A 12,129-nucleotide genomic window follows, 5' to 3' on the forward strand; every position below is an offset into this window, starting at 1 on the left:
ATGTGTTCACCCTCCGTTAACCTTTTCGCGGGAAACCGTCCACTCATCCTCCCTACCGTTCGAGGTAGTGCGGCCGCTGCGCGTCCGCAAGAGCCCACCTATGGACTCGATCACCCCGGAGGAACTGCGTGAAGCTCAAGACGCCCGGCGTCGTGCTCGCCATGGCGGCAGTCGGCGCACTGGCTCTGTCCGCATGTGGCAGCGACCCCAACTCAGGGGGCGCGGCCGGTGGCGGCGAAGCTGCCGGACCCCCTGTCGACTGCAGCGGTAAAGCCAACCTGACCGGCGAGGGCTCCAGCGCCCAGAAGAACGCGATCGACGTGTTCATCCAGGCCTACCAGCAGAAATGCCCTGGTAAGAACCTCGCCTACACCCCGTCCGGCTCGGGTGCCGGTGTCAAGCAGTTCACCGCCGGGCTCTCGGACTTCGGTGGTTCGGACTCGGCGCTGAAGGCCGACAACGGTGAGGTCGACGCCGCGAACAAGCGCTGCCAGGGCAACCCGGCCTGGAACCTGCCGCTCGTGTTCGGGCCGGTCGCGATCGCCTACAACGTCAAGGGCGTCGAGAACCTGACACTCAGTGGCGAGACCGCCGCGAAGATCTTCGACGGCAGCATCACCAAGTGGAACGACCCGGCGATCGCCGCGCAGAACACCGGTGCCCAGCTGCCGGACCTGCCGATCAGTGTCATCTATCGCTCGGACGAGTCCGGCACCACGGACAACTTCCAGCAGTACCTCCAGGCCGCGAGCAAGGGCGCGTGGACCAAGGGCGCCGGCAAGAAGTTCGTCGGCGGCGTCGGCTCCGGTGCGAACCAGTCGGCCGGTGTGTCCCAGGCGGTCAGCTCGACCGACGGCACGATCAGCTACGTCGAGCTGTCCTACGCCCAGGACAACAAGCTGGGCATGGCCAAGCTGGACAACGGCGCCGGCCCGGTGGCACTGAACAACGACACGGTCGGCAAGGCCATCTCCTCTGCCAAGATCACCGGTGAGGGCAACGACCTGCGGCTCGACCTCAAGTCGGTCTACGGCGCGGCCACCCCGGGCGCCTACCCGCTGATCCTCGCCACCTACGAGCTGGTCTGCTCGAAGGGCTACACCCCGGACGTCGCGTCCTCGGTCAAGTCCTTCCTGACCACCGCGGCCACCAGCGGCCAGGCGCAGCTGTCCGAGGCCGGCTACGCGCCGCTGCCCGAGGAGTTCAAGCAGAAGCTCCTCACCGCGATCAACGCAATCTCCTAACCATCCGTCGCAGCCGGTCGGGCCGTCGCACTCGCGCGGCCCGACTGGCACAATTTTGGGGGTAAGACATGACGGAGGTCGGCAACATCTCCCGCACCGACTCGACACCGGACGGCGAGCACCCGCCCCGGGAAGTGGCGCCGACCGAGGGCCTGGCGCCACCGAAGCATGTCGATCCGCCGCCCGAACCGAGCCGTGGAGCCGTCGTCCAGCGGGGCGACAAGATCTTCGGTGGCCTGGCCACCGGCTCCGGCTGGTTCATCGTCCTGGTCATCGGCGCGATCGGGCTGTTCCTGCTGATCCAGGCCGTCCCCGCGCTGCTCGCCAACCACGCCAACTTCCTGACCAGCCGGGACTTCACCGCAGAGAATCCGAACGCTCTGAGTTTCGGAATTCTCGACCTGCTGCTGGTCACCATCGAGGTGTCTGCCTATGCGCTCGTGCTGGCAATGCCGGTAGGCCTAGGCATCGCACTCTTCCTCACTCAGTACGCACCTCGCAGGCTCGCCAAACCCTTCGGCTACCTGATCGATCTTCTGGCGGCTGTCCCGTCGATCATCTTCGGGCTATGGGGCCTGCTCGTACTTGCACCCGTCATCAGCCCGATCGGCGTGTGGCTCAATGCCCACTTCGGCTGGTTCTTCCTCTTCCACCATTACGACGACAACGTGCCGGTCGCACGCGGCACCAACCTCTTCACCGCCGGCATCGTGCTCGCGGTGATGATTCTGCCGATCATCACAGCAGTGACACGTGAGGTGTTCGAGCGCACCCCGCGCACCCAGATAGAAGCTGCGCTTGCTCTCGGCGCTACCCGTTGGGAGGTCGTCAAGACGACTGTGCTGCCCTTCGGCCGGGCCGGATACGTGAGCGCCTCGATGCTCGGCCTGGGTCGTGCGCTGGGCGAGACCATCGGTCTGATGGTCATTCTCTCGACCGTGAACGCACCGTTCCGGGGCAGCCTGTTCGATGGTGGCGCTACATTCGCCTCCAAGATCGCGCTGTCCTTCGCCGAGCTGAACAATGCGCTGTCCGCCGGCGCTTATATCGCAGCCGGCCTGGTCCTGTTCATCTTCACCTTCGCGGTGAACTCGTTGGCGAGGGCCATCGTGAACCGAGGGGCAGACTCAACGTGACTACTTCACCACCGATCGACGCACCGGCGATCAAGCCCGCATTCACCAATATCAGTGCGGCCCGCAAGTTCCGCAACGGCCTCGCGACCGTGCTGGTAACCGCATGCTTCGTCATCGCACTGGTACCCCTGCTATGGGTGATCATCACCGTTCTCGCCAAGGGCCTGGACGTGGTACTGAACGCCAATTGGTGGTTTCAGTCATTCAACGGGCTACTCGCCCGGCAGACCGGTGGCGGGGTCTATCACGCGGTCTACGGAACGCTGATTCAGAGTTTGGTCGCGGCACTAATCGCCACTCCAATCGGTGTCATGGTTGCCATTTACCTAGTGGAATACGGCGGCCGAGGAAAAGCCACCTCCAGGCTCTCGAAAACCACGACGTTCATGGTGGACATCCTCACCGGCGTGCCGTCCATTGTTGCCGCCCTGTTCATCTACGCGGTCTGGATCTCAATCCTGGGACTTCCGCGCAGCGCGATCGCGGTATCGCTCGCGCTGGTGCTGCTGATGGTCCCAGTTGTGGTGCGATCCTGCGAAGAGATGCTCAAGATCGTCCCTGATGACCTGCGCGAGGCCGCGTACGCACTCGGCGTGCCCAAGTGGAAGACCATCGTCAAGATCGTCATCCCGACCGCGCTGTCCGGCATGCTCACCGGCATCGTGCTTGCCCTCGCCCGGATCATGGGCGAAACGGCACCCGTACTGATCCTGGTGGCATATGCGCCATACATCCACTTCAACCCGTTCGACGGCCCCATGGCCTCACTTCCGCTAACCATGACCGTCGAGCGCAACAACCCCACCGACGCTGGAGTGGACCGCATCTGGGGTTCCGCGCTCACCCTGATCCTGATCATCACCGTTTTCCAGCTGATCGCCGCGGCGCTGTCCAAGATCACCGCGCCGAAGACGAAGTAAGGACTCGATCATGGCCAAGCGGCTGGATCTCAAAGACGTCGACATCTTCTACGGCACCTTCCACGCAGTGCAGAACGTCAGCCTGTCGGTTCCCCCACGCAGCGTGACGGCGTTCATCGGGCCGTCCGGCTGCGGGAAGTCCACCGTGCTGCGCACCCTGAACCGCATGCACGAGGTCATCCCCGGCGCGAAGGTGTCCGGCCAGGTGCTGCTGGACGGCGAGGACATCTACGGCGACAGCGTCGACCCGGTCGAAGTGCGGCGCACCATCGGCATGGTGTTCCAGCGGCCGAATCCGTTCCCGACGATGTCGATCCGGGACAACGTCGTGGCAGGCAAGAAGCTACAGGGTGAGAAGAACAAGAAGAGTCTGGACGAGATCGCAGAGCGCTCGCTTCGCGGTGCAAACCTGTGGAACGAGGTCAAGGACCGCCTCAACAAGCCGGGTGGCGGCCTGTCCGGCGGTCAGCAGCAGCGGCTGTGCATCGCGCGGGCCATCGCCGTGCAGCCCGACGTGCTGCTGATGGACGAGCCCTGCTCGGCGCTCGACCCGATCTCGACCCTCGCCATCGAGGACCTGATCGGTGAGCTGAAGAAGGACTACACGATCGTCATCGTCACGCACAACATGCAGCAGGCCGCCCGGGTCAGCGACCAGACGGCCTTCTTCAACCTGCGCGCGACGGGCGAGCCCGGCCAGCTGGTGGAGATCGATGACACCGACAAGATCTTCTCGAACCCCACTCAGCGCGCGACCGAGGACTACATCTCCGGCCGCTTCGGCTAGTCATCGAACCGATAGTGTCCGCCGCCCTCGAACACACCTGGACGGCCTGCCGGCCGCAATCGAGCCAACGTTCGCGATTGCAAACACTTTCGCCATCATGTCTCGCCACCGCTATACGATAGAAGTGTCATGACGGTGTTCCTGACTGATCAGGACTCCCAGGAGCCGACACTATCCATCCGAGCGGAGAGTACTGAAGTTGCAGTGGCGCAAAGCTCTATCAGTTACCTTGACCGCGGTATTCATGTGCGCAATCCCCGCGCTTCAGTCAGAGGCCAGCGCCAGTACGGGGACAGGTCCTTTATTTAAGGCATCGGCACCTTCCGACGTGCTGTCAACCACCATGGAGGACTGCGAGATCGGGATCAGCATTATCCCGATGGGCGGCATCTCTCAGGGTGGCGGTTCACCCGTCATGGGGATCAAGTTTAACGGCAGCATGGGTAGTCCCGATTGCAATGCGCATGCTCAACTTACGTACGCCTGGAACGACAATGTGCAACGCAAGCAGGTTGCGAATCTGCACAATCCCGACGATAGAAACAACTACGTAACCACTGTAGCTTCAGAGAACGGTAGCGGGATATGGACATTACGCAAAGCAATCCAAGCATGCAAGGGAAGTAAGTGCACAGCTTGGAAGATTGAACGGTGCGATAAGGGCCGCTGTAGAGCGTCGAACGACTGAGTTCATCTCCCGTCCGACTCCCACCGAGTCCGGAGGCACCTCTCCAACCACCTCGAATGGGTCCGACACCGCTCAAGATCACCACCGTCTGAGGGCTGATTTTCGAGGGGGAATCAGCCCTCAGGCGGTGGTGATCTTGTGTGTGCGTTCCGCCGTTTGCGCAACCGGCTGGGCCATCGGGGGGTTACCGCCATCACATCTTGCGCCATTCGTGCAGGTCAGTCATTCTGAGGACATTCTTAGGATCCCGGGGGGCCGGGCCAGGGAGTGACTGAATGCAGTCGAAGAATGCCTTGCGGATGACGCTGCACAGAATGCGCGCGAACCGGCTGCGCACCGGGCTCACCACACTGACCATCATGATCGGCGTCGCGGCCATGATCGTGCTGATCGGACTGAGCAACGGCGTGCTCTCCATGGTCGGCACCACCCTGAACAACACGAACAACACCATCGCGATCACCCCGTCGACGCCGGACATCCTCGCGCCGAAACAGGGTCTCGACGACGGCGACCTCGCCGCGCTGCAGCGTGAGCTCGACCCGACTCTGGTCGACCGGGTCGTGCCGGTGGTCGAGGGCGCCGCGGTGATGCGCTTCGGCGCCAACGAGTTCCGGACCGCGAAGGCCACCGGTTCGAACGAGGGCCTGCTCAAGCTCCGGACCAGGCAGATCGCGGCGGGCTCGATGTTCACCGAGGACCAGTACCGGAGCAAGGCCAAGGTGGCGCTGATCGGTTCGTCCGTCGTCAAGTGGCTGTTCGCGGGCAACTCGGAAGCGGCACTCGGCCAGAACATCTACATCGGCCGGCACCAGTTCAAGGTGATCGGCATCCTCGCCAAGTCCGCGGTCGGCAACGGCGTCGCGCTGGTCCCGATGCCGACCGCCCGTGCCTACCTCTTCGGCGGGACCGACTCGCTCAACAGCATCTCGGTGATCGCCAAGGACCTCGACTCGCTGACACCGCTGTCCGATCAGATCAGCAAGATCATGGACCGGGAGCACAACATCGGGTCGTCCGCGCAGCGCAACTACAGCGCGGACACGACGAACACAGTGGCGTCCTCCAGCCAGTCACTGACGATGCTGAACTGGTTCATCATCGCGGTCGCGGCCTGCATGCTGCTGGTCGGCGCGCTGGGCATCGCCAACACGATCCTGCTCACCGTGTCCGAACACACCGAGGAGATCCGCCAGCACATCGCGGACGGCACTCCGAGAAGCACGATCTTCCGGCACGTGCTCGCCGAGTCGACGATCCTGGCCGCCTTCGGCGGAATCCTCGGCGTCGGCCTCGGCATCGGCGCGCTGGTGCTCGTCGAGACCCAGGTGATGCCGGAGCTCACCGGCGGCGCCGGCGCGGTGGAGATCCCGATCCAGGCGGTCCTGATCGCCTTCGGCGCCAGCCTCCTCCTGGGCCTGCTGGCGGGCCTCTATCCCGCCACCCAGGCAGCAAAGCTGAGCCCCGCGGTCCAGGAACGAGAACTGGTCGCCACCCCGTGAGTGGCAAGTGGTTCTACCCCGAAGGGGCGCCGAAGGCGTAGCAACCCTGGGCACTCACGACAGCTTTTCCGTCGTGAGTGCCCAGGGTTGCTATAGGACCACTTGCCACTCACGGGGGGGTTAGACCTCCAGGGGGCCTGGCATTTCGCCGGTGATGACGTAGACCATGCGGCGGGCCACCGCGACCGAGTGGTCGCCGTAGCGCTCGTAGAACCGGGCCAGCAGCGTGATGTCGACGGCGGCGGCGACACCGTGCGTCCAGTCCGGGCTCATCAGCACGGTGAACATGTGCCGGTGCAGGTCGTCCATCGCGTCGTCGTCGGAGTCCAGCTCGTTGGCCTTCTCCACCTGCGGGTTACGGATCACAGCCGCGGCCTTCTGCGCCAGCTCGCACGCGACCTTGCCCATCTCGGCGAAGTACGGCTTGACCTCCTCCGGCAGCACATCGGCCGGGTGCCGACGCCGCGCGGCGCGCGCCACGTGCAGCGCCAGGTCACCCATCCGTTCCAGGTCACCGGCCGCGTGAATGGCGGCGACGACGACCCGCAGGTCGGTGGCCACCGGGGCCTGCAGGGCGAGCAGCGCGAACGAGTCCTCTTCGGTCCGGTTGCGCAGCTCGTCGATCCGCAGGTCCTCGGTGATGACCTGCTCGGCGAGCGCCAGGTCGGCGTTCAACAGAGCATCGGTGGCCTTCCGCATCGCAGCGCCGACGGACTCACACATGTCCGCCAGCTCACCAGCCAGGCCGTCGAGCTTCGTTTGATACGCCTCACGCATTGGATAAGAGTATGCGAAAGGGATCACCCACCCCCCATCACCAGGTGAACGGAAGGTGAATTGGGCAGATTACTTGCAGCTCAGGGCTGCTGCGGTGACCAGGCTGGGCGGCGCGGCGGCGGCAGGCCCCTGAGCCGCCTGCACCTGGCCGTCGAAGGAATCCCCGAGCACCAGCTCCAGCGTGCCGGTCCCGGACACCGTCTGGGTGATCGCGCTGGGCACCGCCTGCGCCAGTGTCGCGGCCTGATCCGCCTGATCCGGGGAGCTGCGGATGACGCTCTTGCCGTCTTCCAGGTGCGGCGAGTCGCCGGTCTTCGACACCGTGTAGCCGAGGGTCCGCAGCGAATCGGCCGCCTGGTTCGCCAGGCCGGACTTCGAAGAGCCGTTGCGCACGACCAGGGTGATCGCGCTGGGTGGCACGGTCGCGGACGCGGCGTCGTCGCTGGTCGGGCCGGTGACGGTCGTGGTGCTGGCACCCTCGCCCGGCAGTGCCTTGTTCGTCCGGATCTGGTCGAACAGCGTCTTCGCGTCGTCCGGTCGCAGCACCTGGTTGCCCCGGGTGTCGGGTTGCGCGGCGGTCGGCACGCCGACGAAGTCGACCTTCGTCGGGTCGACGTCGTGCATCGCCGAGGCAAGCTTGCCGATGTCGGTCAGGTTCGCCGAGTCGTTCACCGAATGCTCGGCGAATGCGCTGACCAGGCGTTCCAGCTTGCCGATGCTGCCGACCGTCTGGTCGGAGGTGCCCCTGGCGAGCAGCGCGGCGAGTACCGCCTGTTGACGCAGGTTGTGCTCGACCCCGGAGGGCGACTCGCCGCGCACGTGCTGCGCGCGGATGTAGGTGAGCGCGGTCTGACCGCCCATGACCTGCTTGCCGACCGCCGAGACGATCGGTCCGAGCTGGCTGTCGAGCACCGGTTTCGGTACGCACACGACGAGGCCGTTCATCGCGTCGACCATGTTCTGCACGCCCGCGAGGTCCAGCGCGGTGAAGTGGTTGACCGCGAGCCCGGTCAGCTGCTGGATCGCCTTGGTGACGCATCGGGGTCCGCCGACCTGGAACGCGCTGGCCAGCTGAACCCCGGACTGCGCGGGCGTCGTGCCACCCGGGTAGCTCGCGCTCGCCTGGTTGTACGTGTCGCAGCTGGGGCGGTCGATCTCCAGGTTCGCCGGCAGCGACAGCCAGACGACGCGGTCCCGCGCGGCCGGTACGTGCGCCAGCAGGACAGTACTCATGCCGGTCGCCTTGACCGCGCCGGTGACGGTCTGGTCGAGGCCGCCGGGATCGGTGCCGATCATCAAATAGTTGTGGTCGCCGGCCTGCGCGGCGGCGTCGACGATCGCGCCCGAGTTGGGGTCGAGTGCCGCGACCGTGCGCAGCTTGCCGTCCAGCTGCAGCTGGGTGATCCACCCCGCGGTGATCGCGACGAACAACGCGACCGCGGCGGCGATCGCGACGATCCGGACCGCCTTGCGCCGGGTGGAGGGCGGCTCAGGCGGTGCCGGCGGCTCTGCTGCCTCGGGCTCTGCCTTCGGGGCGACCACCGGGACCTTGCCGGTGCGGCTGACCCGCGCGGTCATCTCCTTGCCCATACCGGCGTGGATCGCGGTGAGCCTGGTCAGCGTCTCGTCGATCTTGGCGGCGCGCAGCTCGAACCCGACCAGTTCCTCCGGCTGGTCACCCGAGTACTCCCGTTCGGTGCGCGGCGCGGCGGGCACCTCGGACACCTCGGGCTCGACGGGTTCGTCGTCGTGGTCGTCCTCGCGGTCGTCCTCGTCACGGCCGTACTCGTCGTCGGCGTCCCGCTCGTCGTGCGACCGGTCGCTCGGGAGATCCGGGCGGCGGCCGTTGACCACCGGATCGTCCGAGGCGTCGTCGCCGGCCGGTGCGTCGTCGAACAGATCCTCGGCGCTGATCTCGGCGGTGAGCACGTCCACCGGTGACGTCGGCTTCTGTGGCCCCGGCTGAACCGCCAGTTCGCTCGTCGGCTGGTCGAGAGAACTGTGCGGCTCGGTGCCGCCCTGCCGGCGAGGCGGTTGGTCGCCGTAGGCACCGAGTGGCGAGTTCAGCGCGCTGATCGAGCCCTTGGGGAACAGCTTCTCGGTGACGCCTTGGTCGTCGTCACCGAGCACGTCGTAGGCGCCCCCGCCCGGCCGGGACGCCGGTGCGTTGGGCACGCCCTTCGGAAAGATGCTGTCCAGGACGCGTCGGGGATAGAACTCGGCGGTCTCGCCGTTGTCCCAGTTCGAGGGCTGAGGAGCCGGCCCGGGGTAACCGTTCCGGTCCGGCGACCTGGGCGGATCGACGTCCCAGCCGTCGGGCTCGTCCCAGTCGCGCGGGTCATCGCGGGCTGTTTCGTCGTCCCAGCCGCCCGCGTCGTCCGGAGTGTCCCAGCCGGGCGGCGCATCCTGGTCGTCGTCGGCGACCGGTTCGTCCTGGGGCTGACCGCGCAGGCTGTGCTGGTTGGTCTCCCTCGGCGAGACGTCGGCACCGTGCTTGGCCAGCAGGTCGGCCACGCTGAGACCGCCCGGTTCCTCGGCGTCTCGGCGGCGGCGGGTACGGGTCACCTGTTCTGGGTCACCGTCCGCCACGCCACCTCCCGGCTGATCTTGATCGTGAGCCTGGGTACTTGTGGAAATCGTACCCAGGTCCCTCGGTCACCCTGAGGTCGCACGGCGTTATAGCAGTGCGCTGGGCAGTTTACCCTCGCATCGACGCCGGTTGTGGGATGTCACGCCGTGCGCCGGCAGCCCCGGCGAGGGCTACCGCGCCGTCGTGCTTGCGGTACGCGACAGCGTTGCGACCCGCCCCCTTCGCCGCGTACAGCAGCACGTCCGCGCCGACCAGGAGCTGCTCGACGTCCGGTGGCTCGGCGACGCTGTGCGCGACCCCGACGCTCACCGTGACCCGGAGGTCCGGGTCGAGCTCGAGCCACCGGTGCGTGTCGATGCGGGTGCGGGCAACCTCGCACACCTCGACCGCCTCCGACGGCTCGAAACCGGGCATGACCAGCGCGAACTCCTCGCCGCCGTACCGTGCGCAGAACGCGCCGTCGGGCAGCGCGGCGTCCAGCTGGGCGACCACGTGCTGCAGGACCCGGTCACCGAACGGGTGCCCGTAGCGGTCGTTGACCTTCTTGAAGTGATCGATGTCGACCATGGCCAGCGCCATGCCGGAGCGGACCACGGCCGGGTCGTTCAGCAGCGTGCTGAGCCGATCGTCGAGGTAGCGGCGGTTGTAGCTGGCGGTCAGGAAGTCACGGCGGGCCTGCTCACGGACCATCTCGTGTTCGTGACGCAGCCGGTCCAGCTCGGCGCGCACCGGGTGCGGGCGATCGGGCGCGTCGTGCAGCAGCTCGACCGCGTTGGCCATGCGCCGGTACGCCTCCTCCCACAGGCCGAGCCGCGCCAGTTCCTCGCCGTCCGCGATGCATTCCTGCACGGCCGTCAGGTCGAGATGGGAGTCAAGTTCTAGATGAGTGTTCAGCGAACTCTCCGGACGCGCCGCGGGGACGCGCCCCACCGCGCTGTCGGCACGGTGCGAGGGCCGCTCGGCCGTCCGGCCGCGCTGCGAGGAACTCACTCCACATCCACCTCCTAGGGGTCCCCATCGTCGGTGCTGATCGCCGGTTGGCCGGTTGTTACGGCCCGTGTCCTGGTCTTTTCGCCCGAGTGAGCGAATCGGTGTCCTTTACGTTTAGTTACCCGCCGGAACTCGCCAACTCCGCCCCGCCGGGAACCGTGACGTCGTCCGGATCCTCCAGCCACCCGTGCGGCAAGGTGACCTTGCCCGGCGACCCCTGCCGTCCGCGTGGGGCTTCCACGTCGTCCGGCAGCGCCGAGCCGTCCAACTGGGCGACCAGTTCATCGAGCTGGTCGAGCGAACCGACCATCGCCAGTTCGCGGCGCAGCGTCGAACCGACCGGGAAGCCCTTGAGGTACCAGGCGATGTGCTTGCGGAAGTCCCGGATGCCCTTGTCCGCGCCGAGGTGCTCGGTGAGCAGCCGCGCGTGCCGCGACAGCGTGCCGGCGACCTGACCGAGCGTGGGCGTCGGCGGCACCGGACGACCGGACAGCGCCGCCTCCAGCTCGCCGAACAGCCACGGCCGCCCGAGGCAGCCGCGACCGATCACGACGCCGTCGCACCCGGTCTCCGCCATCAGCCGCATCGCGTCGGCAGCGCTGAACACGTCACCGTTGCCCAGGACGGGCAGCTCACCCGGCAGCGCGTCCCGCAACCGGGCGACGGCCGACCAGTCGGCCTGACCGGAGTAGCGCTGCGCGGCGGTCCGCGCGTGCAATGCGACGGCGGCCGCGCCCACATCGGCCGCGATCCGGCCCGCCTCGAGGTAGGTGTGGTGCTGATCGTCGATGCCGATGCGCATCTTCACGGTCAGCGGCATTCCGCCCGGCTTCGCGCTGGTCTGCGCGGCGCGCACCGCGCCGGTGACGATCCGCTCGAACAGCCGGCGCTTGTACGGCAGCGCGGCCCCGCCACCCCGGCGGGTCACCTTCGGGACCGGGCAGCCGAAGTTCAGGTCGACGTGGTCGGCCAGGTCCTCGTCGACGACCATCTGCACGGCCGCCGCGACGGTCGCCGGGTCGACACCGTAGAGCTGCAGCGAGCGCGGGTACTCCTCCGGGTCGAACCGGATCATCCGATACGTCTCGGGGTGCCGCTCGACGAGCGCCCGGGAGGTGATCATCTCGCAGACGTACAGGCCGGCGCCGTACTCACGGCACAACCGGCGGAACGCCACGTTCGTCACCCCGGCCATCGGGGCAAGCACCACCGGCGGGTCGACCTGGAACGGTCCGATCCGCAGTGCCGACCGGGAATCGGTCGCGGTACTCATCGCTGCCATACGCTGATCAGCAGCCGACTACGATCGTCATCTGATAAACGGTACCGGCGTGGTTACGGTCACCCATCGTCGCGTCCGCGACCCGCACCCGCGCCGCGGTGACCGGTCACCCAGACCCTCTCTGCCACGCCCACCATCGGGCAAATCCACCGCTCATCGGAAATTTCATGCTGGTCACCGGATCGGCGCTGGGATGAACGCGGTGACGTGAAC

9 protein-coding genes are annotated in these 12,129 nt (G+C 66.7%); 5 read left to right on the top strand and 4 right to left on the bottom strand.

Annotated elements, in window-relative coordinates:
* Positions 1 to 128 precede the first annotated feature (128 nt).
* The 5 genes from pstS (at position 129) to G406_RS0140985 (ending at position 6,277) form a co-directional block, all read left to right on the top strand.
* Entirely contained in the window at positions 129 to 1,244 is a 1,116-nt protein-coding gene (pstS, locus tag G406_RS0140965; RefSeq protein ID WP_028938371.1) for a phosphate ABC transporter substrate-binding protein PstS, read from the top strand.
* A gap of 68 nt (positions 1,245 to 1,312) precedes the next feature.
* Positions 1,313 to 2,380: a phosphate ABC transporter permease subunit PstC gene (gene pstC / locus G406_RS0140970; protein WP_028938372.1), complete on the top strand. Its 1,068-nt coding sequence runs from the start codon at positions 1,313 to 1,315 to the stop codon at positions 2,378 to 2,380.
* The gene (pstA, locus tag G406_RS0140975; RefSeq protein ID WP_028938373.1) at positions 2,377 to 3,300 is read left to right on the top strand and encodes a phosphate ABC transporter permease PstA; all 924 of its coding nucleotides are present in this window, start codon (positions 2,377 to 2,379) and stop codon (positions 3,298 to 3,300) included. Before pstC ends, pstA begins: the two co-directional genes overlap by 4 nt.
* Positions 3,301 to 3,310: 10 nt before the next feature.
* A complete protein-coding gene (pstB, locus tag G406_RS0140980) occupies positions 3,311 to 4,087 on the top strand; it encodes a phosphate ABC transporter ATP-binding protein PstB (RefSeq protein WP_028938374.1) in 777 nt (258 codons plus the stop codon).
* Positions 4,088 to 5,050: 963 nt separating this feature from the next.
* Positions 5,051 to 6,277, top strand: coding sequence for an ABC transporter permease (locus G406_RS0140985; RefSeq protein ID WP_084216804.1), 1,227 nt, complete (start codon positions 5,051 to 5,053; stop codon positions 6,275 to 6,277).
* Between the two features lie 120 nt (positions 6,278 to 6,397).
* Here the strand turns inward: G406_RS0140985 and phoU are convergent, their stop codons facing one another.
* The 4 genes from phoU to dusB all read right to left on the bottom strand — a co-directional run bounded on the left by phoU (position 6,398) and on the right by dusB (position 11,907).
* A complete protein-coding gene (gene phoU, locus G406_RS0140990; protein ID WP_028938376.1) occupies positions 6,398 to 7,054 on the bottom strand; it encodes a phosphate signaling complex protein PhoU in 657 nt (218 codons plus the stop codon).
* A 69-nt stretch (positions 7,055 to 7,123) separates the two neighbouring features.
* On the bottom strand, positions 7,124 to 9,643 hold the full coding sequence (locus G406_RS0140995) for an LCP family protein (RefSeq protein ID WP_028938377.1): 2,520 nt from the start codon (positions 9,641 to 9,643) through the stop codon (positions 7,124 to 7,126).
* A gap of 109 nt (positions 9,644 to 9,752) precedes the next feature.
* Positions 9,753 to 10,634, bottom strand: a complete 882-nt coding sequence (locus G406_RS52970; protein WP_051343365.1) for a GGDEF domain-containing protein — start codon at positions 10,632 to 10,634, stop codon at positions 9,753 to 9,755.
* 118 nt (positions 10,635 to 10,752) lie between these two features.
* The gene (gene dusB / locus G406_RS0141005; RefSeq protein WP_037081276.1) at positions 10,753 to 11,907 is read right to left on the bottom strand and encodes a tRNA dihydrouridine synthase DusB; all 1,155 of its coding nucleotides are present in this window, start codon (positions 11,905 to 11,907) and stop codon (positions 10,753 to 10,755) included.
* Positions 11,908 to 12,129 lie beyond the last annotated feature (222 nt).

It is taken from the genome of Actinospineispora spinosispora DSM 44797 (assembly GCF_000429025.1).
GTDB classification, from domain to species: Bacteria; Actinomycetota; Actinomycetes; order Mycobacteriales; family Pseudonocardiaceae; genus Pseudonocardia; species Pseudonocardia spinosispora.